Source organism: Stenotrophomonas sp. YJH_SMC_27, assembly GCF_059369815.1.
Window position 1 is genome coordinate 17258 of the sequence record NZ_JCAFTA010000002.1, and the last position, 23366, is coordinate 40623.

Genomic DNA, 23366 nt, shown 5'->3' on the forward strand with positions numbered 1-23366 from the left:
GGCGATGCGCCGGAGCCCGCTTTCTGTTGAAAGGCGCGGCCTGCATGCTGGACTTCCGGCGCTGGAGATCGATAGCCGAGCATGGCTCGGCTCTACAGTGGAGCCAGCTCGCGCGCAAGGAACGGTGCCGTCCTGCTGCCCTTGGCGTGGGCCACCTGATGCGGCGTCCCAGCCGCCACGATGGTGCCGCCCGCGCCGCCTGCGCCCGGGCCGACGTCGATCACCCAGTCGGCCTGTGCGACAGAACGCATGTCGTGCTCGATCATCACTACCGTGTTGCCTGCGTCCACCAGCCGCTGAAGCTGCACCAGCAGCCTGTCCGCGTCTGCTGCATGCAGCCCGGTGGTGGGTTCGTCCAGCACGTACAGCGTGCGCCCGCGCTGGCTGCGCTGCAGCTCTGTGGCCAACTTGATGCGTTGCGCCTCGCCGCCTGAAAGTTCGGTGGCTGGCTGGCCCAGCCGCAGGTAGCCCAGGCCGATCTCCTGCAGCAGCTGCAGCGGGCGGGCGATGGCCTCTTCTCCGGCGAAGAACGCATGGGCCTGGTCCACCGTCATCTGCAGGACCTCGGCAATGTTGCGGTCGTTCCACTGCACCCTCAGCGTGGCTTCGTTGTAGCGGGCGCCGTGGCAGGTGGGGCACGGCGCATAGACGCTCGGCATGAACAGCAGTTCGACGCTGACGAAACCCTCGCCTTCGCAGGTCTCGCATCGCCCCTTGGCTACGTTGAACGAAAAGCGGCCCGCATCGAATCGGCGACGGCGCGCGTCGGGTGTCGCGGCGAACAGCTTGCGCACGTGGTCGAAGAGGCCCGTGTAGGTAGCCAGGTTGGAGCGTGGCGTGCGGCCGATGGGCTTCTGGTCTACCTGCACCACGCGCTGGATGGCATCCACATCGCCGGCAAGCTGGCCCCGAGTGGCTTCGATCACGGTGGGTCCATCCGTGGGCGAGCTGTCGGCGCTGTCGTCTACCGTCTCGTGCCCCAGGTGCAGCAGCATCAGCTCAGGCAGCGCCTGCGCCATCAGGCTGGACTTGCCCGATCCGGAAATGCCGGTCACTGCGGTCAGCAGCCCCAGCGGTACCTGCGCGTCCACACCGTGCAGGTTGTGGCGATGGATGCCTTTCAGCGCCAGCCAGCAGTTGGCACTGCGCTGCCGGCTGGCTGGCGCAGGCACCTGGTCGAACAGGTACTGCGCCGTGCGCGAATCCTGAACGTTGCGCAGGCCATCCGGCTGGCCACTGTAGAGAACGCGTCCGCCGTGCTCTCCTGCCTGCGGGCCCACATCCACCAGCCACTGCGCGCGGCGCATCAGCTCCAGATCATGTTCAACAACGAACACCGAGTTACCGCCGTCGCGCAGCCGTTCCAGCGCGTCGTACAGCGCCTGGCTGTCGGCCGGATGCAGGCCGGCCGAGGGTTCGTCGAGTACGTACAGCACGCCGAACAGCAACGAGCTGAGCTGGGTGGCCAACCGCAGGCGCTGCAGCTCGCCGGCCGACAGCGTGGGCGTGGCGCGATCCAGCGAGAGATAGCCCAGGCCGAGCGCGCGCAGTTGCCCCACCCGCGCCATGACCCCACCCGCCAGGCGTTGTGCCGCCAGGCGCTTTTCCTCAGACAAGGCTGAGGTCAGGCGCACGTCGGGGGCGCCTTCGTGGGTCGCGCGGCCACTTGCTGCCCGCTTGGCGCGATCGCGGGGCGTTGCACGCCTGCTGGTACGCGCGCCGTGGCTGTGTGCACTGAAGTCGCCCTGCGCGATGGGCTCGAGCAACGCCGCCAGCTGGTCCATCGGCAGCCGCAGGAACTCGCCGATGTCCACGCCGGCGAAGGTGACCGACAGTGCTTCCGGCTTCAGGCGCTTTCCGTTGCAGGCGGGGCACAGCCGGCCCTCCATGTAGCGGGAAACACGCTTGCGCATCAGCGCGCTCTGGGTGTTGGCAAAGGTGTGCAGCACGTAGCGGCGTGCGCCGGTGTACGTGCCCATGTAGCTGGGCTCCAGCTTGCGCTTGAGCGCGGCGCGGGTCTCGGCGGGCGTGAAGCCGGCATAGACCGGCACGGTCGGGGTTTCCTCAGTGAACAGGATCCAGTCGCGGTCCTTCTTCGGCAGCTTCTTCCACGGCACATCGATGTCGTAGCCCAGCGTGACCAGAATGTCGCGCAGGTTCTGGCCATGCCATGCCGGTGGCCAGGAGGCGATGGCGCGCTCGCGGATGCTCAGCGATGGGTCCGGCACCATCAGCGCTTCGGTCACCTCGTAGACGTGCCCCAGGCCGTGGCAGGTGCTGCAGGCACCCTGTGGGGTGTTGGGCGAGAAGTCTTCGGCGTACAGCATGGGCTGGTGGGCCGGGTAGGCCCCTGCCCGCGAATACATCATGCGCACCAGGCTGGACAACGTCGTCACGCTGCCCACCGATGAGCGCGCATTGCTGGCACCGCGTTGCTGCTGCAGGGCGACCGCCGGTGGCAGCCCGTCAATGGCATCCACGTCGGGCGCGCCGGCCTGATCGATCAGGCGTCGCGCGTAGGGCGCGACGGATTCGAAGTAGCGCCGCTGCGCCTCGGCGAAGACCGTGCCGAAGGCCAGCGAGGACTTGCCGGACCCCGACACGCCGGAGAACACCACCAGTGCATTGCGTGGAATGGAGACATCGACATTCTTCAGGTTGTGCTCGCGCGCACCGCGGACCTCGATGCAGCCGCTGGCTGCGGCAGCACATGACGATTCGCCAAAGGGGGTGTTGGACATCTCAGCATTCCTGCATTCGGTGGGCGGATCGCGCATGGTGCGCCCGAGCGGCCATTGTCGCCGCTGTGGAGTGAATGGCGCGAGGGCGCCGGAGGCGGGATGTTGTCTTCACCTCCCCTTCGTACGGCGTTGCCCAGCCAGGGGCTAGCGTGGGGCGCCCACACATCGGAGGCCCTCATGCATCCCGACGTACTTGGCTGGGCCGCCACGGCGGTGCTGATGGCAACCCTGATCCGGCAGATGGTGAAGCAGTGGCAGTCGTCCCACCCGGAAGCCGTATCCAGGTGGCTGTTCGCGGGCCAGATGACCGCTTCTGCGCTGTTCACGGTGTACAGCGCGATGCTGGGGAGCGTGGTCTTCGTGGTGACCAATGCGATGCTGCTGTTGACGGCGGTGGTGGGCCAGGTGATGGCGTGGCGCCGCCGCGGCCGACGCCGGGCTCCTCCACCCTGCTGATTGTTAACGCGTGTTGCCTGAAGGTTTGACATCACGTTGCCCCACTCTTGATGGGGCCGCTCACAGCGCACTCCTATGCTGGGCCCGCCACCTGAGGGGTGGTGATCAGCCTGGAGATGCACCATGCAACGCGACCAGAAAGACCTTCCCCATCCGGACCAGGAGGCACAGCGCCCCGATCCTGTCAGTCCGCTGCAGGCGAGGCTGCACAACCGCCGCAATCATGACGAGGCGCTGCAGGAAACCTTCCCCGCCAGTGACCCGATCTCCCCCTTCGTCGCTGCGCCAACGCCGGAAGAGCAGGACAAGCGCCTCGAGGAGCGGGTCAAACTGCCAGACCGACACATGGATGAGGAGGCCGCGGGAGGTGACCAGTGATCCGGCGCGGTTTCGCCCGTGTCGCGGCCGCGACGGCGCGATTGTCCGGCAGCCTGGGGGCATTCGTCGCAGCGCTGGGGGTGATCATCGCCTGGGCTGCCAGCGGGCCGGCCTTCCACTTCAATGACACGTGGCAGCTGGTGGTGAATACGGGAACGACCATCGTGACCTTCCTGATGGTGTTCCTGATCCAGCATACGCAGAACGCCGATACCGCTGCGCTGCACATCAAGCTGGACGAACTGATCCGCGTGAGCAAGGACGCCAACCAGGAGTTGTTGAACCTGGAGTCGATGGAGCCGGCCCATCTTGAAGAGATACGCCAGCGTTACGAGGCACTGGCCAGGACCGCTGCAGACATCAAGTCCAAGAAGGAGCGCTGCATGCCCAGCGATGCGGACGCGGCCGCCGAAGCCTGAGGTCGCGGCTCCGGCGGCTACCTGCGCCCATCACGGTTCTGGTGTGAGGCCCTGCCTGGCAGGGCCTTCCAGCAGCGCTCCGGTGGCCGAAAAGCGGCTGCCGTGGCAAGGGCAGTCCCATGTGCGCTCATGGCCGTTCCATTGAACAACGCACTTCAGGTGCGGGCAGAGCGCCGACATGGTGTGCAGGCGCCCGCCCTCGTCGCGGTAGACCGCAGTGCGCTTTCCATCCACGTCCAGCAGTGCGCCGCAACCACGGGCCAGCTCACTGGGCGAGCGCGAGGGCGCCGTGGCAAGCCGATCTCCCACCATGTGCCGCGCCACCGTGGCGTTGGTGCGGGCCCAACCAGAGGCCGAGCGCACCGGGGTGAAACGCATGGGGCTGAGCAGCTGCTCGATCTCGCTGGCCGTGCCGATGATTCCCTCGGTAATCGCACGCGCGGCCACGCCCGCCCAGGTCAAGCCGTCCGGCCCATAGCCGGTAGCCACCCACACATTATCGTGCGCGCTGCTGCCGATGTAGGGCAGCTGGTCGGCTGCACGGAACTGCTGCGCGGACCAGCACAGCGGCTCTCCCTGCACGGTGAAATTGCGATGCGCGTCGGCGACCAGATGCTGGGCTGGATCCATCGGCGGCGTTTCGCCGGTGCGGTGGGTCTCGCCGACCAGCACCAGCCAGTCACGGCCATCAGTACCGCGCACCCCGCGCAGCGATCGGTGCCGATCGGCAATCCAATGAATGCCTGCCGCGGGCGGCGTGGCAACCGGTACCGCCACGCCGTATTCGCGGTAGACCTCCATCTCGGCCTGCACCAGGTTGAAACCTGCTGGCGAATGGGTGGCCAGCACGAAGTGCCTGGCGTGGATGCGGGCGCCGTCGGCCGTCGCAACGCCGGCGGATGCCTCGATGCTGTTGATCCGGGTCCAGTCGTGGATGCGCACCCGGCCCGCCAGATGTCGCGCCAGCTCAATGCAGAACGCCGCCGGATCCAATTGCGCCTGATCTGCAACGCGGAAGGCGTGGCCCAAGGCGAACGGCAACCCGGACTGGTGGTGTTCGCACTGAAGGCCGACGCGCTGATAGGCCTGCAGCTCACGCTCGAATCGCGCAGTGACCTCGCGGGTGCGTTCCTGCATGCCGTACTGCATGGCCACGCGTTCGAAGCCACAGCGCAGATCGTAGCGGTGAACCAGGGTTTCGATGGACCGCAGCGCCTGCTGCCGCCACTGCACGACACGGCTGGCCGTGTCGCCGCCCCAACGGGAGATCAGATCGGCCAGCCGGGAGACGGGCGCGTAAAGATTGCCGGTGGACATCACCGTATTGCGCCCGCCGATGGGCCCCGCATCAACCACCAGCACATCCAGGCCGCTATCGGCCAGGCGGGCCGCTGTCAGCAGGCCGGTCATGCCGGCGCCCACCACCAGCACGTCCGCCTGCGTGGTTCCGGCAAGTGGACGGAAGCTGTTCGAATCGCTATCACGGGACCATAGGCTGGCGCGCAGTAACGGGTCGGTCATGAAATGCACCCTTGCAGAGTCAGCTGGAAGCCTTCCCTGATACGCCGCCGGGGGTGAAACAGCCGTGGTGCGACCGTGCAGAAAATCCTCACACACGTAGCCGTAGCGATGCCGAGCAGGGGGTGGCTGAACATCGCGTAGACGGCACGCCTGCGTCCGCTGTGCGGCCCACAACACCCTCCTTGCGATGCGGTTGCCAGCTTGCCCGGAAGGAGGAACCCGCAGTGAGCACGCACCTGGGGCTCGACCTGATCATCGCGCAACTGGAGGAAACGCTGCCGGAATGGGCGGCGTTCTACCCCGAGCAGCAGTTCATGCGCATGCTCGCCGAAGCGCTGGACTACATTGCTGCCAGTGCGGACCCGGAGGCCCGGCTGTACTGCGTGATGCGCACCGGGCACCTCCATCTGTTCAGCGGAGAGATTCCGTGGCCGGCGGGCCATGGAGGCCCTGGCCGTTTGCTACGGGTCTGACTGCGCCCATCGCGCGAGATTCTGTTTCACTTGCCCGATGCCGGCCCACGGGTCCTTGCGGCGTCGTTTGAGCTTTGCCGGCACATCCTTGATCGTGAACCCGTCGGCGCGCTTGAGTTTTGACAGATCACTCCATGCAATCGGCAGCGCCACCGGCGCCCCCGGCCTGGCCCGCAACGAGTACGACGCGACGGCCGTTGCTCCGCGCCCGTTTCGCAGATAGTCAACGAAGATCCGCTTGTTGCGCAGGCTTTTGGTGGCTGTTGCCAGAAACCGCTGCGGCTCGGATTGCGCCAGCGCTTCGGCGAAACCCTTCGCAAAGCGCTTGGTCAGGTCCCAATCGCATCCCGGGTTGAGCGGCACGACCACGTGCAGGCCCTTTCCGCCGGATACACGCAGGAATGACTCCAGCTCCAGCTGCGCCAGCAGTTTGCGGATGTCGGTGGCCGCTTTCCTGACCTCGGCAAAGGGAACGCTGGGTCCTGGATCCAGATCGAACACCACCCGGTCGGCCTGGTCGGGCGTTTCGGCATGGCTGCCCCACGGGTGGAATTCCAATGCGTTGAACTGCACCAGTTCCAGCAGGCTGGCCGGGTCACGCACCACCAGGTAATGCGCGTTCACCCCGCTTTCTTCCTTGAGCTTTACTGCGTCGACCAGCTCCAGCCCGGCCGTATGGTGTTTCTGGAAGAAGCAGGGCTTTGTGGCGCCACTGGGGCATCGGATGATCGAGAGCGGGCGGTCAATCACCTCGGGAAGCAGGTGCTCCATCACTGCCGTGTAGTAATCCCACACGTCCTGCTTGGTGTAACCGTCGCCGGGGAACAGGATCTTGCCCGGCGAGGACAGCGATGGCGGCGCGCGATCCGCCACCGGTGCCAGCCTGGTCTTGCGCGCAGGCCGCGGAGGTGCCGGTGTGCGCGCCGCCGCCAGGGCCGTTCCAGCGCGATCGGAATCGGCGAGGTCGCCGATATCCTTGTCCGCGCGCACCGCCTTCAGCGACGCCTGGCGCAACAGCTTCTGCCCGCCGATCCCGCGGTAGAAGACCTCCACCACGAATCGCGGCTCGAACCAGGTCGCAGCGCGCAGGTCGGTGTCCTGGGTGGGCACGTACGCGGTTGGCTTGCGGCCGCCACCGCCCTTGATGCGCTTGCTGATGTCGCCGATCAGCTCGTCCGAGAACCCGGACCCCACCCGGCCGGCGTAAAGCCAGCCGTGCTCCGCATCTGGACGGGCCAGCAGCAGCGCGCCGAAGCCGGCACGGCTGCCTTTGGGTGCGGTGTAGCCCACCACCGCAAACTCGTCACTGGCCAGCTGTTTGGTCTTGCGCCAGTCATCACTGCGGCCGCTGTGGTAGCTGCCGTCGGCGCGCTTGGAAATGATGCCTTCGAAATGCTGCTCACCGGCCAGGCGATAGGCCTCGCCGCCATCGCCCTGCACATGGGAACTGAACGCCAACGGGCTGCCCTGTCCTTCCAGCAAGGACTGCAGCAAGGCCTTGCGCTCCAGGAGCGGCGCATCGGCGACGTCCACGCCATCAAGATGCAGCAGATCAAACAGGGCATACGTCAGCACGCCCTGGCGCTCGCCGGAGAGCGTGGCCTGCAGCAGGTTGAAGTCCTCCTTGGTGCCGGCGCCGGCGATGAGCTCACCGTCCAGTGCGGCTGAAGTCAGGCCCAGCGCCGCCACCGCGTCACGTATCTCGGGGATCTTGCCGGTCCATTCCAGTGCATTCCGGGACCACAGCTGCACCTTGCCCTTGGCGACCGTGGCAAGGATGCGGTACCCGTCCCACTTGATCTCGTGGACCCACTGCTCGCCCTGGGGCGGCGCGTCTCCCAGCTTGGCCAACTGCGGTTCGAATGGACCGGACGGCGCTGCGGCCTTTCTTGCCTTGCTGAGCGCCAGCGCCTTCTTCGCCCAGTTCGTTCGTCGGGTGCGCTTGACGGGTACCGCGGTGAGCCGCTTCTTCGCGCTCTTGCCGGCCCCGGCCCGCTTCAGATCCTCCGCTGGCGCTTCAGCGACATCCGCCAGCAGATCGTCTGCCTCGATGTCGCCGGCGAATTCGTCGTCATCCTTGAACAGCAGCCACTGCGGTTGGCGCGCCGGCTTCCCGGAGCGGACCAGATGCCATCCGCCCTTCAGTTTGGCGCCGAACAGTTCGAAGCGCAGATGGCCCTTGGCGAGCTGGGCTTCCGGGTCGCCCTGCGTCGCCCACACGCCATGGTCGAACTGGGCCACATGGCCACCGCCGTACTGGCCTTTGGGGATTTCGCCTTCGAAGGCCGCATAGTCGACAGGATGATCTTCCACCTCCACCGCCATGCGCTTGACCTTCGGGTCGTAACTGGGCCCCTTGGGCACGGCCCAACTCTTCAGCGCGTCCCCTACCTGAAGGCGGAAGTCATAGTGCCTCCGGCTGGCATGGTGCAGCTGCACCACGAAAATGGCGCGTTGCCCTTTCGGTAGCGCCTTGCCCGGCTCGGGCTCCTTGGTCTTGTCAAAACTGCGCTTGCGGCGGTACTCGACCAGGGACATGGGCAGCTCCGCGCTATTTTCCCAGATGCTTGCGGACAGCAACGACGGTGGGTCCGACCGCCGCCACAGCAGCACGAAGTTCCTTGGCGGACACGCCCAGCGTGGTGGTCCAGTACTGCAGCTCGTAATCTTCGTTGACGTTGATGCGATCCCGGTCCGGGCGGCCGGTTTTCTGCTTGTCATCGCTCATGGGAGTCTCCGCGCGTGGTCGGGCGTGAAGTGACCGTACCGGCCGGTGCATGGGCACGAGGCGATGCCATTGTGAAGCCATGGCGAAGGCCTGGCGGCACCGGCGCCAACCCGCAGTGGCGGATCCCGCATCGTGAAGGGCACGCGCACGGTTCGCGTGGACCTTCACATGCCGCCTTCACCTGGCACCTGCCTGATCGCAACCGGGAAGACCCTACGCTGATCGCTCCACTCACTGCGGAGCCCAGTATGGCTATCAAGACGGCGGAAGACCTGTTCATCCACGAACTCTCGGATATCTACAGCGCCGAGAAGCAGCTGACCAAGGCCCTCCCACGCCTGGCCCGTGCGGCCGAGAATCCGGACCTGGCCACGGCGTTTGAGACGCACCTGGAAGAGACCCAGGGCCAGATCGAACGCATCGACCAGGTTGTCGAGATCCTGGGCATTCGCCTGAAGCGCATCAAGTGCGCGGCGATGGAGGGCCTGGTGGAGGAAGGCAAGGAAGTGATCGACAGCATCGACAAGGGCCCTGTGCGGGATGCTGCGCTGATCGGCGGCGCGCAGAAGGTCGAGCATTACGAGATTGCGTCCTACGGGACCATTGCCGCGCTGGCCAAGCAGCTGGGCTACAAGGACGCCCTGCCGCTGCTGCTGGAGACGCTTGAGGAAGAGAAGGCCACCGACGAAAAGCTGACCCTGCTGGCCAAGGACGGCGGCAACGCCAAGGCCGCGCAGGCCGCCTGATCGGCGCGCCTTGGAACCCGGCTGCCACGGACGGCGGCCTCAGTGCCCGTAGAGCACCTGATCATTGGGGCAGAAGAACGTGCGCCGCCGCGTGGTCCCCATGTAGAGCTTGCTGATTGGGCCACCGCACAGGGGACAGACCTTCTTCGTGTGCACCTGCCAATGCTTCTTCAGCTCGAAGCGCCGCTTCCATTCCAGGAAGTCGAAGCTGTAGGCGCGCGCCTGGCCGATCAGCGCGGTAAGCCTGCGTGGCGGCAGGTCGCCCAAGCGGGTGGCGGGGTGCACGCCTATACGGAACAGCACCTCGTTCTTGATGATGTTGCCCACGCCGGCAAAGACCGTCTGGTCCAGAAGCGCATCGCAGACCATGACGTCCGGCATTGCCTTCAGCTTGCGCCGGGCCAGCTTCGGATCCCAGGCATCGTTCATCACGTCCGCGCGCCAGTCGTAGACGTCGTCCAACGGCTCGTCGATCAGCCGCACGGAACACGCATAGAAGTTCAGCTCGCCATTGTCGAACAGCAGGGATACACGCGCCGTGGTTGGCTTCCGTTCGTCGATGCGCCAGCTGCCGAACATCATCAGATGGATGCGCAGTGTGTGGCGGCTGAATTCCAGCAGGAAGTGCTTGCCCCAACTGCGGACCGCCTTGACCCTTCGGCCCTGCAGCGGCGACAGGTCGATGCGGCTGTTTCCGGAGACGGTGCGGACCACGTGCCCTTTGAAATGGCTAGTGGCTTCGCGCAGCAGTACGATGGAAGGACCTTCAGGCATGGGCGTTCTACTGCAGCAGCGCCTGCAGGCGCAGTGCGTTGCCGGTGGCATGGCCCAGTGCTGTATTGTCCAGTACGAACCAGGCCGGCCGTTGCGCATCAGCTTCGCGCCGCAGCCGTTGCGCCAGTTCCGCCAGGGCCTGTTCGCTGTACGCACTGCGATAGATCTGCGGCTGGCCGTGCCAGCGCCAGTAGCTCCACGCACGATCACCGCCGGGAACCGCTGCCGCCGGCACACGTGCCGGATCTGCGGCTACCCGTGCAACACCATGCGCGCTCAGCAGCGCATCCACGTCCGCCGTGAACCAAGTCGGATGCCGCGGCTCGCACGCTACATCGGCCTGCGTGCGCGCGCGCAGGCCCCGCAGGAAGGCTTCGGCCGTGGCCGTGTCGTACACCAGGCTGGGCGGCAGCTGCAGCAGCAATGGACCGAGCTTTCCACCCAGCTCCAGCACGCCCTCAAGGAACTGTTCGAGCGGCTGTATTGCATCGCGCAGCCGACGCTCATGGCTGATCTCGCGCGGGAGTTTCACCGCAAACCGGAAGCCCTCCGGAACGCTCGCCGCCCATCGCGCGTAAGTCCTGGGCTGGTGCGGTCGATAGAAGGAAGAGTTGATCTCCACCATCGACAGGCGTGTGGCATAGCGCTGCAGTAGGCTGTCGCCCGCGCCGAACGCTTCCTGATCCGCCCGCGGCAGCGACCATCCCGCACAACCGACGCGTGGTGGGCCGGACGCAACCGGGGCGGCTGTGGCCTTCATCGTGCCAGCTGCCCGTCTGGTTCGATGATGCCACCCGCGCTTGCTTCCGTCTGCGATTGCGAAACCGACAGTAGTTGATCCAGGGCACTGGTGCCCGACTGCAGCGCCGACGCGCTGCGCACGAATCCGGTCCAGTCGGAAATGGCGATCTTTCCCAGCGCGAGCTCATCCACCCGCACGCTGCGCATCCGCCAGCGCGGAAACTGTCGGCGACCCACCCTGCCCCGGTTCAGTTCGACAATTCCGCTGTGGCTGCTTGCAGCCAGAATGCGCGTGTACACCGCCTTGACCCCTGCCTCCGGGCCTTCCAGGTACTGCAGGAAGCGCGAGCCATCGAACAGCAATGTGCCGGTGACATCGGCGGACTCGTTGAACTGCACCGCCTCCGCCACGAGTTGCTGCAGCCGCTGTTCCGTCAGGTTGCGGGAGGCTTCACTTACATAGGCAATCGCTCTGAAGGGCATGGCACCACCGGTTGTTGCAGACCGCTCTACCTTAGCCACACCGATCGTACGCGCGGTGAGACCGGTGTGGAGGCTGCGTCGAACTGTGGCGTGTACCTTCCGCATCGCGTTGACGCACGGTTGGGCCGCGGAACGTGTGTCTGCCACTGTGCGCACGCGTGCAGGGATGTTCGTGGAGGCCGGATGAGGAATCAGAGCCTTCCGGATGACGCGACGTTGGCGGTCGTGCCACCGCCGTCTAGCGCCGGATCTGGAAGATGGTCGCTGCCGCCAATGAGGCGGCTGAACCCAAGGAGACTTTCCATGGCCAACCAGAACCAGAACCAGGGCACCAGCAACCGCGGTTTCGCTTCGATGGACGAGGACAAGCAGCGCGAGATCGCCGCCAAGGGTGGACGTGCCGCGCACGAGTCAGGCAACGCCCATGAATTCAGCTCGGAAGAAGCACGCGAAGCCGGCCGCAAGGGCGGCGAAGCAGTGAGCCAGGACCGCCAGCACATGGCTGACATCGGCCGCGAAGGCGGCCAGAACAGTCGCGGTGGTGGCAACCAGGGCGGCAACCAGGGCGGCGGGCAGCAACAGCAGGAACGCGGCGGCGGCAACAACCGCGGTGGCCAGCAGCGCTGATCGGCGCTGAAACCCGTTGCATCCCTTCGTGGGCGGACGTGATGTCCGCCCACTTTTGTACGCCCCACGCGGCTCAGGGGCGTTGCAACCGGAGCGCCGCGAACGGGCGCCCCGGCTTCTTTCACGGCTCGCGTGGCGGCAGGTCCAGTGCACCTGCACCCGGGCCTGCCCCCAGCTCGGCCCCGGTGGCCGGCCGCGCTTCCGGGTCGGAGAGCGTGCGCAGGGTCATGGCCTGCACCGCCGCTTGTTCGCGCGGGTCCAGGTCCACCGTGCCGCCGCCGTCGCCACCATCCACAGCGGCCTGTGCGTCGCGGTCGCTTACCCGCTCCCAGAGCTCGCCGCTGTTCCAGCTGCCCTGCAGATCGTCGGCGCCGTCACCCTGCGACATGTCCATGTACAGATCGGTGAACGCCGGATCCCCCGGCAGCTTGCCCGGTGGGAAGTTGGGCTGGATGCTGTGCAGCGCTTTCTCGAACGACTTCATGTGCGCGATCTCGCGGGTCATCAGGAAGCGCAGCGCATCCTTGATGCCCGGGTCGTCGGTAACGTTGATCAGGCGCTCATACACCAGCTTGGCGCGCGCTTCGGCCGCGATGTTCGAGCGCAGGTCGGCGGTGGGGTCGCCGATCGAGTCGATGTAGGCGGCTGTCCACGGCACCCCGCTGGAATTGACCAGCGCGGGGCCGCCGCCGTACAGGATCTGTTCGGTGTGGCTGGTGCTGTTCTGGCCCAGCAGCCGCATGTCCTCAGCCTCGGCAAGCCCTTCGGACTGGATCGCCTTGGGCCCGCGGTTGAGCATGGCGATGATGGTGCCGATGATCTCCAGATGACTGATCTCCTCGGTGGCGATGTCCATCAACAGGTCCTTGCGCCCGGGATCGCATTCGCCAAGTCCCTGGGTGAAGTAGCGCATCGCGGCGGCCAACTCGCCCTGTGGGCCGCCGAACTGTTCAAGCATGAGGCTGGCGAGCTGTGGGTTGGATTCGCGGACGCGCACGGTATACATCAGTTTCTTGTGATGAAAGAACATGAGGGCTTTCCCGGTGGCTGGTGTGGGCTGGCTTAGGGGTCAACGCTTGGCTTGGGCGCCGGGCGTTTCGTCACGGTTGAGGAACGCTCCGACCAGCCCGTCCTGGTGGTCCTCCAGCCAGCGCGCCATGGCAACCTCTTCCTGCAGGATCTGGCCGCACACCGCCGCAACGTCGGGCGCGCCGGCGCGCTCGGCAGCGATCACCAGCGCCCTGTACGTGGCGATCTCGGTGTTCTCGAAGCCGAATGAAAGGCCCACGCTCTTGACCACCTCGTCCTCCATCAGCGTGTTGCCGGCGGCGTGGATGGCGGCGGTCATGCTCGCGAACAATCCCTTCGCGGTGGGCACGCTTCCTCCCAGCGCCTCAATGCACTGCCGCAGTGAGGCAGACTGCCCCTGCGTCTCCTGGACGTGCTGGCTGATGCGTGCGGCAAGCTGGGGATAGTTCTCGATCCGCGAAGCCATGGCCTTCATCATGGTCTCCGCTTCCTGTTCCATGGCGTAGGCGTCCTGCAGCCACTTCAGCAGGCGCTCGCTTCGGGCGGTGTTCTGGTCTGCCATCTCGATCTCCGGTGCGGGGCGACATGCCTCCGGAGACCATCGTGGAGCGAGCGCAATCACCGCGTTGTCGGCCGATGTGAGCCGCCGCAGGTTGGCATTGCACGCAGCGCTGATGCAGCGATAACATCCGCACCCGGGACTGGACCCGGGGCGCCCTCAGGTCGCCAGGGCGCTCAGGTCGCCAGGGCGCTCGATGCGACCGCGCCCGCCCTGGGGCCCCGGGGGCGGGCGTTCGAAGCGCCCCCGCCGTCCGCCGCCATTACGGCCTGCATCACGCGGTGTTGAGCACGGTGCCCACCCCCGTCCACGCCCACGACATAGACAAAACGGCCATCAAATTTGGCCTGTGCGCCTTCAAGGGCATCGTCGGCCTGCAATGCCCGCTTCAGCGACTTCATCCATGTCCGTTCAGGCGTACGGTCCAGTTCCACGACAATGGCGGCGCCGCCACAATCGAGCGGCATGCAATCGATACGCAGCACGCCTGGAGAGGCCGCTTCGTTTCCGGATAGAGGCATGACAGAAACTCCGATACAGGGGTCGGCGGCAGTATCCACAGCGCATGCCAAGAAGCCGTCAACGAAATCCATAAGGCCCTCCACGCCTCCTCCACGAGGTTGGTCACGCGCGCAAGGCTTCGCGCCGGACTGACAATGCGCACGCAGGATCTTGATGCAGCACAGCAGAAACTCGTGTTCCCAGGACAACACAGGCATGTACGCATGCAATCCGCAATGAGCCAGCGCAGATGCAACCTGCTGCTGGTGGAAGACCAACTCGACCTGGCCGCACTCATGGAGCACGCACTTGAGGACGTCGGTGGTCAGGTGACGCATGCCTACAGCGTGTTCGACGCTCTCGGGCTGCTGGACACCCAGCGATTCGACGGCGCCGTGCTCGATGTCGAACTTCGCGACGGTGTGGTCTTTCCCGTCGCTGATCGCCTGGCAGAACTCGGCATCCCCTACCTGTTCGTCTCTGCGGTGTACGACCAGCTGGTGCCGCAGCGCCACCGGCGCGCAGCCTTCGTTGCCAAACCGTTCCATGTGAGTCAATTGCAGGACACGGTTCGGCGCGTGCTGGGCGATACCTGCGCGCAGCCGCCCCCGCATTGAATCCATGCAACCGTCACCCCAGGTGCGGGGCTACCACCAAGCCCAGCTGGCGCAGCGCGCCACCACGGGAGAGGCCATCCCAGTTGCCGTGCGCGACGCTGCGGATCTCGGAGGCCTCAACCCACAGCAATCGCATCGACCAATAGGGAAAGAACCTGCCGGAAACCCTGCCGCGGCCCAGTTCGATCAGCTCGCGATGGCTGCGGGCACTGAGAATGCGGCTGTACACCACGTTGATGCTGTCTTCCGGCCCCTCGATGTACTGCAGGGAGCGGAGTTCGTCATAAAGAAGCACACCCGTAACGCCGGCTTCAAGGTTGAAGCGGGCGGTGGCCCTGGCGAGGTCATCCACATGGTCCATGGAAAGCCCCGATGTCGCCTCACTTGCGTAGGCGACTGCACGGAGGGGCACATTCGTTCCTTCTTGCGCAGGAAAAAATTTCCTGCACTTCAATGATCGCCGCGCTGATGTAGGCAGGGATGAGGTGTTCAATCGCCGGGCTACCAGTGCCCTCCCCGAGCTGCACGCTGCGATAACGCGTCGGCAGGCGGGAGCTTCTGCGCTCCCGGCCGAGCGGTTCAGCGCCAACAGCGTTCACGGCTGTAGATGGTAATGGGCGCAGGCGCCGGCGGCCACATCACTCGGCTGGAAGCGTGGCCTGCCCATGAATACCCTGTGCGGTGATCCTCACCCGGTCAGCGCGGGCGCCTCGCTCTCGCCCTCACGCACTGGCGCAGCTCCCATAGCCATGGCAACACCACCAGGCCAAGCGCCGGCAGCAATACGAACCACCAGAGCGGCGGTGCTGCCGGAGCCACACTGACTGCCCATCGAGGTTCAGCCTGCCACGTCACCCCGCCCAGCAGGACCCAAGGAGCGGCGTCGAGCACACTGTGCACGTGCTGTTCAGCCGGGCTGATGCGTCGCCGCCCATCCGCACTGACGGTGTCGAAGTAGCCGGCGATTGCGTGCGTGATGACCAGGACCGCCAGCAGCGCGATGAGCGACCACGTGCTTTCCAGCACGAGCCACGCCAGCACGCCGCTGCCGATCAGAAGCAGCTGCACCCCATGCAACAGGCTTTCGCGCATCGCGGAGGTGTGTGGAAGGTCGGTCCGGCGGTGAAAATGGAAGTCCAGCGAACCGGCCACCAACCACAGTGCGTACACACAGCCCACGACAATCACACTCATGGCGCCACGCTCACGGTGTCAGAACGATCTTGCGGCAGTCGTCATCCTTGGCATCAAACATCGCATAGCCCTGCGCTGCATCGGCCAGGCGCATCCGGTGCGAGATGATGTCACCCGGGTCCAGCCTTCCTTCCATGATGGCGTCGAGCAGCTCCGGCATCAGTCCCTGCACGTGGGTCTGCCCCATCTTGAACGTCAAGCCCTTGTCGAACGCGTCACCCAGCAGGAAACCGTGGATGAAGCCGGCATAGACACCGGGGATGCTGACAACGCCGCCGCGGCGGGCCGCGGCGATGCACTGCCGGATCGCCACCCCGCTGCTGCCTTCCAGTTTCACGGCGGTCAGCGCTGACTCCAGCGCACTCCCTTCGGCCTCGAAGCCTACGGCCTCGATGCAGGCGTCTGCGCCCCGCCCGCTGGTCTGGGTCAGGATGTAATCGGCCGGGTCCTCGATCTCCCTGAAGTCGATGGGGGTCACCCCGTAGGCGCGACGCGCGTAGTCAAGGCGGTAGCGAAGATGGTCCACCATGAAGATGGTCTCGGCCCCCAGCAGCCGGCAGCAGGCTGCGCTCATCAGCCCCACCGGCCCGGCACCGAAGATGGCCACCGTCGAGCCGGGCTTGACCCCAGCGTTCAGCGCGGCCTGGTAGCCGGTGGGCAGGATGTCCGAAAGGAACAGAACCTGCTCGTCGGCCACCCCTTCCGGGATGCGCAGCGGGCCTACATTCGCCTTCGGCACGCGTACGAATTCGGCCTGCCCGCCGGCCACGCCGCCATACAGATGGCTGTAGCCGAACAATGCGGCCGGAGGCAGTATGCCCTTCTGGTTCAGTGCGGCGCCCTTGCCCGGATTGGTGGTCTCGCAGGCGGCATACTCGGCCAGCCGGCAGTGGAAGCACTCGCCACAGGCAATCACAAACGGGATCACCACGCGATCCCCGGGTTTCACCTGGGTCACGCCGCTGCCGACCTCTTCCACCACGCCCATGAATTCGTGGCCCAGTACATCGCCATCGTGCAGGTCAGGAATCTTGCCCCGGTACAGGTGCAGGTCCGAACCACAGATGGCGGTGGCGGTCACCCTCAGGATCAGATCATCCTCAGCCGCCAGCACCGGGTCAGGCACGGTCTCGACGCGCACATCCCTGCGGCCGTGATAGGTCAATGCCTGCATCGCGGTTCTCCAGAAAGATCGGAACACCAGCATCGCAGGGCAGTCCCCCTGCTGCGGTGACATCCGGGTGTGCGCAGCGTTCATTCTGTGGCGTCGTGGCGTTAACCCGGCGCGGTGCAGGCTTCAGGTTCTCGCCGCAGGAGCTGCTCATGAACGACAAGTTGCCTTTCAATCCAACCACGGACGTGGACGATCAGTCGAAGGCCCACACGCCGGACAAACGTCGCAACGACCAGGCCAGGTGGAAGGACCACGACATGCCCGACGATGGGGACGGCCCCAAGGCGGTACCTGAAGACTACGAGCGGCCGGATCCTGACCCGACAGGCAAGCGTTGAGCCCGCCTCACACCCTCGATGCGCAGTGATCACGAGCCCTGCCCTCTTGCCCGCGCATGCTTCGGCACGGTCTCTGGAACGGCTGATCGAGGTGTTGCATGTGGAAACGCAACGGTCTCTCGCTGGTGCTGCTTGCACTCACCGTCGTGTTCATCTTTGGGCAGGCAGTTGCGGGGCACCATGTCCACAACCAGGAGTTGACGCAGCACGGGCGCGCGCCGATCGATCTATGGCACTACCTGGCGACCGGCCACTTCGTCAGCGCCACATTCGAGAACTGGGAGAGCGAATTCCTGCAGATGGGCATGTATGTTCTCCTGACCGTCACCCTTCGCCAGCGTGGCTCAGCTGAATCGCGGCCGTTGGATCCTGCACAGGAGCAGAGCCGCGTCGAGCCAGGACCTATGCCCTGGCCGGTGAGGCGTGGCGGCGTCTGGAAGGTGCTGTACGGTCATTCGCTTGCAATCGCCGTCGGGCTGTTGTTCCTGTTGAGCTTCACGCTGCATGCGTTGGGAAGCTGGCGAGCCGAGCAGGCCGAGCAGCTGTTGCGGGGCCTGCCCGCACCCGGCTTCCTGCAGCACCTGGCCAGCAGCACATTCTGGTTTGAATCGATGCAGAACTGGCAGAGCGAATTTCTCGCCGTGCTGTCCCTGGTTGTACTGACGATCTTCCTGCGCCAGAAGGATTCACCGCAGTCCAAGCCGGTCGAGGCCCCGCACGCACAGACAGGTGATTGAGCCATGGGACAGGATCCATCGACGGCCTTGCTGATCATCGACATGTTCAGCCGTTTCGACTTCCCCGGCGCGCAGGATCTTGCGCCCGTTGCGGAGCGGGCGGCCAGACAGATCCGGCGTTTGAGAGACCACTTCGATGACCGCAGGTGGCCGGTCATCTATGCCAATGACAATTTCTCCGACTGGAAGCGTGACTTCCGACAACAGGTTGCGCAGTGCAGGCGGGACGGGGGCGCAGCCGGGCGGATAGCCGACCTGCTCTCACCCCTGCCCGATCACTACTTTGTACTCAAGCCCAAGCACTCGGCGTTCCTCGCCACCCCGCTGCCGGTCCTGCTTGCCAAGTTGGGCGTGCGCCGACTTTGGCTCAGCGGGATGACAGCCGATTCGTGTGTGCTGGCAACCGCGTTGGACGCCAACGCCAGGGAGTTCGACGTCGTCCTGGCAAGGGAGGCCGTGGCGGGGATGCCGTCACAGAAGCAGCGGGCAATGGCGCTGCTCGCCGACTCGGGAGCAGCCCGGGTGGCACGAATTGCTTCTCTGGTGCCGGCATGACCAGCGGGATGGAGCAGCATTCGGCTCAAGCCCGGTCTGCGACACCCTTTACACCGGCATGACCGGCGCAATGTGCGCAGCAGAAGATCTGGCCGTTTCCCTCGACACCGTGTCCGATGATGGCGCAATCGCAGTGGGTGCAGCGCGGGGCGAACGCATGGATCGCGCATTCAAACGAATCGAACGTGCCGCTACGCCCGCCCTGCTGCACGGTGAAGCTCTTGTCGTAGTCGTTGCCGCAGACATCACAGGTAGCCATCGGGCACCTCCTGCTCTGGAAGGAGCCTGCAGTGTGGCCATCACGGGTGTCGGCGGCAGTGAAAGCACCGTGTCACGACCGTGCAGGGTCTTCACGCGGAGAGGGGCATGGCACCTGCCCTGCAACGTCCGTCCGGACCCGTCCAATGAACCGGCACGCCAGCATGATCTGCACGATGCAGTGAGCGCGGGCAGTGCGGGTTGACTGGAACTGCAGGAGATGACTGCTCGCCCGTAGCGTACGTTGGCAATCCCCTTGCGTTATGCGGCAAGGGCGTACGGCTCCACCAGTCCCACCAGCAGATCCATTGCCGATTGCCCACCGGCCGACGTATCGCCACGCTGCACGAAGCCGATCCAGTCCGCGTGGGCCAGCGACTTCAACGGCCCGGGATCTACCGGAAGCCAGCGCATCGGCCAGAACGGCAGGCGCCGGTTGCCCACCCTGCCCCGCTGCAGCTCCACCAGCCCTGCGTGGCTGGTTGCGCCCAGCACACGCGCGTACGCCACCCGTAACCCGTCCTCCGGTCCCTCCATGTACTGGAGAAACCGCCCGCCATCGAAGAGAAGCACGCCGGTAACGCCGGCGTCCCGGTTGAAACGTGCGGCGTCGTCGACCAGCTGGTCCAGCCTGTTGCCCTCCTTGCGCCCGTTGTCGCCCACAACAGTGGGGCTGGCTTCGCTGACGTATACCACTGCCCTGATAGGCATCGGTTGCTCCTGTGACGAATCCCCCCAGATTCCGATGGCCTCACCGTAGCCCATCCGAGGACCTGGGAAGTTCCCATCGTGTGTATTCCGTGATCCGATCGCCACTATCCGACCAGCGGTGCACCTTTCCTCGGCGTGTTCAGGATCCGCAGCCGGTCGTCCTGCTGTGCCGGCACCGCAGGTTCGGGGAGACGCATGCCAGTGCCAGGCTCACGCCCTGTCCGCTGCCCACGCCAGGTCGAACGTCAACGCGAGGCGCTGGCCGGGCTCCAGCCGGTGCGGCGCCAGCGTGAAGCCGTCCGGCGGACCGCTCTGGGGCTCCACACAGGTGGCGTGCGGCGTGCCGTCGTAGACCACCCAATGGTCGTGGTCCGAGCGCAGCCGCAGGCGCTGGCCTCCGCGTATCAGCGTGATGTCGCTGTCGGCGATGAAGCAGTCATCCCAGGGACCGGTAGTGGGAGCCACACAGGGCAGCGTGGCAATACCTTCCCCGTCCCGCGGGTACATCGCACGAGGCGTGAACAGCAGCCCGTCAGGCTTCCGGAACCAGGGATGCCAGCCCAGCACCGCCGGCATCGCCTGCTCGCCGGCCTGGACCGAAAGGCGCATCTGCAGGGCGTGAGCCTCCAGCTGCAGGTCCAGCATGGCGATGCCACCGAAGGGCCAGTAGCCGTCGTGCGGCAACGCCAGCGCCAACCTGGCTGCCGCCGCATCCAGCCGGTCGATCTGCCACGGTCGCGAGAAGCCCAACCCATGAATGGCATGCCCGTCGAAGTTGAGCGGCAGCCGATGCGGCCTGCCATCAAAGCGGAACGTTCCATGGCGGATGCGCCCGGCCCAGGGCACCATCGGGTAGCAGCCCCAGGCGATCGCAGCCGCCCCGCCCACCTGCGCATCCACCAGCCACTCCACGCCCTGGTAACGCAGGTGCGCCACGCGCCCGCCCGCCCCTGCGGCGAGCGCAACCTCCAGTTCGCCGCATCTCAGCCAGTGCAGTTCACCGGCCGGCAGCGGGGCCAGCGCATCATCCACCGGCAGCATGCGCTCAGGCCCCATACGGATTGATCGTGCGGATGCTTCCGTCCGGCTCCATGTGCAGCGGTGTGCACTTGGCCGAGCGCAGGTGGGTGATGCCGCCGGACATCAGTGCATCGTGATAGAACAGGTACCACTGCCCTTCGAACTGGCAGATGGAGTGGTGGGTGGTCCAACCGACCACGGGGGTGAGGATCACGCCAGCGTAGGTGAACGGGCCATACGGGCTGTCGCCGATGGCGTAGCACAGCTGATGGGTGTTGCCAGTGGAGTACGACAGGTAGTAGCGCCCCTGGTACCTGTGCAGCCACGGGCCTTCGAAGAAGCGGCGCGCGTGGTCGTCCGCACGCAGCGGCTGGCCATGCTCATCCAGGATCTGCACTTCGCGGGTGGGCTCGGCCAGCTCGGTCATGCTGGCATCCAGGCGGCCCACGCGCGGCCCCAGGGCCGGTGCGCTGCCCTCGGGTTCCTCGTGTGCCACGTCGTACTGGTTGTCACGATACTTCTGCAGTTGCCCGCCCCAGATGCCGCCGAAGTACAGGTAGTGGCTGCCATCCTCGTCTTCGAACACGGCAGGGTCGATCGAGTACGCGCCCTTGATCGGCTCCGGCTGGGGCACGAACGGGCCCTCCGGCCGCGTGCCGATCGCCGCGCCGATGCGGAACCGGCCCTCGGCGTCCTTGGCCGGGAAGTACAGGTAGTAGCGGCCATCGCGGCAGGCGGCATCGGGGGCCCACATCTGTTTCCGCGCCCAGGGCACGTCGCGCACGTGCAGCGCCATGCCGCAATCCACGGCCGTGCTGTCGGGCGTATCCATCTTCAGCACATGATAATCCTGCATGCCGAAGTGACCACCTTCGTCGTCGAACGGCTGGCCACCGTCGATGTCGTGCGACGGATAGATGTACAGGCGCCCCTCGAACACGTGCGCCGAAGGGTCGGCGGTGTAGATGTGGGTCACCAGCGGTTGCGAAATGGCGTGTGCGGTGAGCTGCGCAAGACGGGCTTCGCTGGCCTGGCCGTCTTCGCCGGCATGGAGGTCGATCATGGTTGTCATCTTGGCCTTACGCGGAAGCGTCGGCGGAACGGCGACGCAGGTGGAGGTCCTGCTCGATGCGGGTCTCGGTGCGCTTGTCGATCCTGTAGAAGAACAGCAGCGCGACGGCGAGCAGGAAAGGAAGGGAGCAGTAGACGCTTACGGTCAAGCGGATGCCCTGCACCACGGCCTCAGGCTGCTGCGCCAGTCCTGCCTGGTAGCCGTAGTGCGCAAGGATGGCCGCGACCAGCGCGCCTCCGACGCTGAGGCCGATCTTCAGCCCGCACAGCATCGCCGAGAAGATGATCGCGGTCGCCCGCCGATGGTTCTTCCACTCCGAGTAGTCCGCGACGTCGGCGATCATCGCCCACAGCAACGGGATGGTGATGCCATAGCAGAAGCCATGCAGCATGAAGGCAGCGAAGGCCACCGCCACGCCCGTGGGTGGAAACAGGTAGAAGGCAAGCAGGAACAGGGTCGAGACAAACAGGGCGCCACCGAAGACGTCGCGCTTGCCGAAGCGATCCGCCAGCCGTCGTGATGCGCCGATGCCCAGGATCATGCACAGGATGCCGCACGCGTTGAACAGGCTGAACGCCGAGGTGGCCGCGTCCTTCGGCCAGGTGAACGCCGCGAAGCCGGCGCTGGCCAGGGCAGCATTCAAGGCGCTGATCAGGCCGTTGAAGCCTGAGCCGTCCAGGAAGCCGGCCAGCGCGGCTTCACTCATGTAGTACTGGAAGTAATAGATGTAGGTGCCGCCCTTCAGCGCCAGGTTGATGAATACCAGCACGGTCAGGGCCAGCATCACCTGCCACGGGCGGTTGTGCAGCAGGTCCGACAGGTCCTGCAGTACGCCCCCGGTCTGCTCGCGCGTCGGCACGATGCGTTCGCGAGTGGTGGCGAACGTGATCAGGAAGAACACCGTGCCGATGATGGCGAATGCGGTCATGACCTGCTCGAAGCCGCGCACCCGGTCGCCATCGCCCAGGATCAGCACCAGCGGCATCAGCAGCACCTGGATGATGAACTGCGCGACCATCACAGCCACGAAGCGGTAGGCCGAGAGGCTGTTGCGCTGGGCCATGCTGCCGGTCAGCACGCCGCTCAGCGCCGAGTACGGCAGGTTGTTCGCGGCGTAGACGCAGACCAGCAGCGCGTAGGTGGCCAGTGCATAGATCACTTTTCCGCGCTCGCCCAGGTCCGGGGTGCTGAACGCCAGCAGCGACAGCACGCCGAACGGAATGGCTGTCCACAGGATCCATGGGCGGAAGCGGCCCCAGCGTGTGGATGTGCGGTCCGCCGCGATGCCGATCAACGGCGTGAACACGAACGCACCCAGCAGGCCCACCACGAAGATGATCGTGGCCGCGGTGGCAGCCGGCAGGCGGTAGACGTCGGTGTAGAAGAACGCCAGGTAGGTGATCAGGGTCTGGAAGATCAGGTTGGCGGCGAGATCGCCCAGGCTGTAGCCGAGCTTCTCGCGTACCGATAGCGCGTGTTCAGTGCTTGCCATGCAGCGGACGTCCTTGAAAAGG

The 23366-nt window shown here is 65.8% G+C and carries 28 protein-coding genes; 10 read left to right on the plus strand and 18 right to left on the minus strand.

Annotated elements, in window-relative coordinates:
- Nucleotides 1-92 precede the first annotated feature (92 nt).
- Complete coding sequence (locus tag AC5P7R_RS03625) at nucleotides 93-2741, minus strand: excinuclease ABC subunit UvrA (RefSeq protein ID WP_227854249.1); 2649 nt, start codon at nucleotides 2739-2741, stop codon at nucleotides 93-95.
- 177 nt (nucleotides 2742-2918) lie between these two features.
- Here AC5P7R_RS03625 and AC5P7R_RS03630 point away from each other — a divergent pair, with 177 nt between their 5' ends.
- The 3 genes from AC5P7R_RS03630 (at nucleotide 2919) to AC5P7R_RS03640 (ending at nucleotide 3994) form a co-directional block, all read left to right on the plus strand.
- Entirely contained in the window at nucleotides 2919-3197 is a 279-nt protein-coding gene (locus tag AC5P7R_RS03630) for a hypothetical protein (RefSeq protein WP_021202427.1), read from the plus strand.
- A gap of 123 nt (nucleotides 3198-3320) precedes the next feature.
- A complete protein-coding gene (locus tag AC5P7R_RS03635; protein ID WP_111101965.1) occupies nucleotides 3321-3575 on the plus strand; it encodes a hypothetical protein in 255 nt (84 codons plus the stop codon).
- Nucleotides 3572-3994 carry a low affinity iron permease family protein gene (locus tag AC5P7R_RS03640; protein ID WP_021202425.1) on the plus strand — a complete coding sequence of 141 codons (423 nt, stop codon included), beginning with the start codon at nucleotides 3572-3574 and terminating at the stop codon, nucleotides 3992-3994. Before AC5P7R_RS03635 ends, AC5P7R_RS03640 begins: the two co-directional genes overlap by 4 nt.
- 30 nt (nucleotides 3995-4024) lie before the next feature.
- On the opposite strand, the gene AC5P7R_RS03645 is transcribed toward AC5P7R_RS03640, so the two are convergent.
- Nucleotides 4025-5515: an FAD-dependent oxidoreductase gene (locus AC5P7R_RS03645; RefSeq protein ID WP_227854270.1), complete on the minus strand. Its 1491-nt coding sequence runs from the start codon at nucleotides 5513-5515 to the stop codon at nucleotides 4025-4027.
- 224 nt (nucleotides 5516-5739) lie between these two features.
- Here AC5P7R_RS03645 and AC5P7R_RS03650 point away from each other — a divergent pair, with 224 nt between their 5' ends.
- Nucleotides 5740-5988, plus strand: coding sequence for a hypothetical protein (locus AC5P7R_RS03650; RefSeq protein ID WP_227854250.1), 249 nt, complete (start codon nucleotides 5740-5742; stop codon nucleotides 5986-5988).
- Here the strand turns inward: AC5P7R_RS03650 and ligD are convergent.
- Together ligD and AC5P7R_RS03660 are read right to left on the minus strand one after the other, a co-directional pair.
- On the minus strand, nucleotides 5977-8526 hold the full coding sequence (ligD, locus tag AC5P7R_RS03655; RefSeq protein WP_227854251.1) for a DNA ligase D: 2550 nt from the start codon (nucleotides 8524-8526) through the stop codon (nucleotides 5977-5979). The two genes, AC5P7R_RS03650 and ligD, sit on opposite strands and share 12 nt — an antisense overlap.
- Nucleotides 8527-8539: 13 nt before the next feature.
- Complete coding sequence (locus AC5P7R_RS03660) at nucleotides 8540-8716, minus strand: DUF3606 domain-containing protein (RefSeq protein ID WP_019659710.1); 177 nt, start codon at nucleotides 8714-8716, stop codon at nucleotides 8540-8542.
- A 248-nt stretch (nucleotides 8717-8964) separates the two neighbouring features.
- On the opposite strand from AC5P7R_RS03660, the gene AC5P7R_RS03665 reads away from it, so the two are divergent.
- The gene (locus AC5P7R_RS03665) at nucleotides 8965-9462 is read left to right on the plus strand and encodes a YciE/YciF ferroxidase family protein (protein WP_021202421.1); all 498 of its coding nucleotides are present in this window, start codon (nucleotides 8965-8967) and stop codon (nucleotides 9460-9462) included.
- A gap of 39 nt (nucleotides 9463-9501) precedes the next feature.
- Here the strand turns inward: AC5P7R_RS03665 and AC5P7R_RS03670 are convergent, their stop codons facing one another.
- The 3 genes from AC5P7R_RS03670 to AC5P7R_RS03680 are packed head-to-tail and all read right to left on the minus strand — an operon-like array spanning nucleotide 9502 to nucleotide 11460.
- Nucleotides 9502-10236, minus strand: coding sequence for a DNA-formamidopyrimidine glycosylase family protein (locus tag AC5P7R_RS03670; protein ID WP_495213766.1), 735 nt, complete (start codon nucleotides 10234-10236; stop codon nucleotides 9502-9504).
- Between the two features lie 7 nt (nucleotides 10237-10243).
- A complete protein-coding gene (locus AC5P7R_RS03675; protein WP_329858950.1) occupies nucleotides 10244-10996 on the minus strand; it encodes a DUF72 domain-containing protein in 753 nt (250 codons plus the stop codon).
- Nucleotides 10993-11460: a BLUF domain-containing protein gene (locus AC5P7R_RS03680; protein WP_197575971.1), complete on the minus strand. Its 468-nt coding sequence runs from the start codon at nucleotides 11458-11460 to the stop codon at nucleotides 10993-10995. Before AC5P7R_RS03680 ends, AC5P7R_RS03675 begins: the two co-directional genes overlap by 4 nt.
- Nucleotides 11461-11763: 303 nt before the next feature.
- On the opposite strand from AC5P7R_RS03680, the gene AC5P7R_RS03685 reads away from it, so the two are divergent.
- A complete protein-coding gene (locus AC5P7R_RS03685; protein ID WP_058982980.1) occupies nucleotides 11764-12087 on the plus strand; it encodes a KGG domain-containing protein in 324 nt (107 codons plus the stop codon).
- Nucleotides 12088-12208: 121 nt separating this feature from the next.
- Here the strand turns inward: AC5P7R_RS03685 and AC5P7R_RS03690 are convergent, their stop codons facing one another.
- The 3 genes from AC5P7R_RS03690 to AC5P7R_RS03700 all read right to left on the minus strand — a co-directional run bounded on the left by AC5P7R_RS03690 (nucleotide 12209) and on the right by AC5P7R_RS03700 (nucleotide 14268).
- Nucleotides 12209-13117: a manganese catalase family protein gene (locus tag AC5P7R_RS03690; RefSeq protein ID WP_019659716.1), complete on the minus strand. Its 909-nt coding sequence runs from the start codon at nucleotides 13115-13117 to the stop codon at nucleotides 12209-12211.
- 39 nt (nucleotides 13118-13156) lie between these two features.
- Nucleotides 13157-13678 (minus strand): ferritin-like domain-containing protein, encoded by a 522-nt coding sequence (locus AC5P7R_RS03695; RefSeq protein WP_188249902.1) that lies wholly within the window; start codon nucleotides 13676-13678, stop codon nucleotides 13157-13159.
- Nucleotides 13679-13851: 173 nt separating this feature from the next.
- Nucleotides 13852-14268 (minus strand): hypothetical protein, encoded by a 417-nt coding sequence (locus tag AC5P7R_RS03700; RefSeq protein ID WP_478435832.1) that lies wholly within the window; start codon nucleotides 14266-14268, stop codon nucleotides 13852-13854.
- Between the two features lie 132 nt (nucleotides 14269-14400).
- Between AC5P7R_RS03700 and AC5P7R_RS03705 the strand changes: the two genes are divergently transcribed.
- Nucleotides 14401-14793, plus strand: coding sequence for a response regulator (locus tag AC5P7R_RS03705; protein WP_495213788.1), 393 nt, complete (start codon nucleotides 14401-14403; stop codon nucleotides 14791-14793).
- 13 nt (nucleotides 14794-14806) lie between these two features.
- Here AC5P7R_RS03705 and AC5P7R_RS03710 read toward each other — a convergent pair whose 3' ends face one another.
- From AC5P7R_RS03710 to AC5P7R_RS03720, 3 genes are all read right to left on the minus strand, one after another.
- On the minus strand, nucleotides 14807-15205 hold the full coding sequence (locus AC5P7R_RS03710) for a BLUF domain-containing protein (RefSeq protein ID WP_329858951.1): 399 nt from the start codon (nucleotides 15203-15205) through the stop codon (nucleotides 14807-14809).
- Between the two features lie 284 nt (nucleotides 15206-15489).
- The gene (locus AC5P7R_RS03715; RefSeq protein ID WP_478435834.1) at nucleotides 15490-15987 is read right to left on the minus strand and encodes a hypothetical protein; all 498 of its coding nucleotides are present in this window, start codon (nucleotides 15985-15987) and stop codon (nucleotides 15490-15492) included.
- A gap of 10 nt (nucleotides 15988-15997) precedes the next feature.
- Complete coding sequence (locus AC5P7R_RS03720; protein WP_188249900.1) at nucleotides 15998-17161, minus strand: zinc-dependent alcohol dehydrogenase; 1164 nt, start codon at nucleotides 17159-17161, stop codon at nucleotides 15998-16000.
- Nucleotides 17162-17310: 149 nt separating this feature from the next.
- Between AC5P7R_RS03720 and AC5P7R_RS03725 the strand changes: the two genes are divergently transcribed.
- The 3 genes from AC5P7R_RS03725 to AC5P7R_RS03735 all read left to right on the plus strand — a co-directional run bounded on the left by AC5P7R_RS03725 (nucleotide 17311) and on the right by AC5P7R_RS03735 (nucleotide 18791).
- Nucleotides 17311-17499 (plus strand): hypothetical protein, encoded by a 189-nt coding sequence (locus tag AC5P7R_RS03725; RefSeq protein WP_019337695.1) that lies wholly within the window; start codon nucleotides 17311-17313, stop codon nucleotides 17497-17499.
- 98 nt (nucleotides 17500-17597) lie between these two features.
- Entirely contained in the window at nucleotides 17598-18236 is a 639-nt protein-coding gene (locus AC5P7R_RS03730) for a DUF6766 family protein (protein ID WP_478435835.1), read from the plus strand.
- A 3-nt stretch (nucleotides 18237-18239) separates the two neighbouring features.
- Nucleotides 18240-18791, plus strand: coding sequence for a cysteine hydrolase family protein (locus AC5P7R_RS03735; protein ID WP_021202410.1), 552 nt, complete (start codon nucleotides 18240-18242; stop codon nucleotides 18789-18791).
- A 25-nt stretch (nucleotides 18792-18816) separates the two neighbouring features.
- Here the strand turns inward: AC5P7R_RS03735 and AC5P7R_RS03740 are convergent, their stop codons facing one another.
- From AC5P7R_RS03740 to AC5P7R_RS03760, 5 genes are all read right to left on the minus strand, one after another.
- Nucleotides 18817-19050: a metallothionein gene (locus AC5P7R_RS03740; RefSeq protein ID WP_057504077.1), complete on the minus strand. Its 234-nt coding sequence runs from the start codon at nucleotides 19048-19050 to the stop codon at nucleotides 18817-18819.
- 260 nt (nucleotides 19051-19310) lie between these two features.
- Nucleotides 19311-19760 (minus strand): BLUF domain-containing protein, encoded by a 450-nt coding sequence (locus tag AC5P7R_RS03745; RefSeq protein ID WP_459390190.1) that lies wholly within the window; start codon nucleotides 19758-19760, stop codon nucleotides 19311-19313.
- A 210-nt stretch (nucleotides 19761-19970) separates the two neighbouring features.
- Nucleotides 19971-20816, minus strand: a complete 846-nt coding sequence (locus AC5P7R_RS03750; RefSeq protein WP_459390189.1) for an aldose epimerase family protein — start codon at nucleotides 20814-20816, stop codon at nucleotides 19971-19973.
- On the minus strand, nucleotides 20806-21843 hold the full coding sequence (locus AC5P7R_RS03755; protein WP_188249896.1) for a glycoside hydrolase family 43 protein: 1038 nt from the start codon (nucleotides 21841-21843) through the stop codon (nucleotides 20806-20808). The genes AC5P7R_RS03750 and AC5P7R_RS03755 overlap by 11 nt, the downstream gene beginning before the upstream one ends.
- Nucleotides 21844-21859: 16 nt before the next feature.
- Entirely contained in the window at nucleotides 21860-23344 is a 1485-nt protein-coding gene (locus AC5P7R_RS03760; protein WP_111101953.1) for an MFS transporter, read from the minus strand.
- Nucleotides 23345-23366 lie beyond the last annotated feature (22 nt).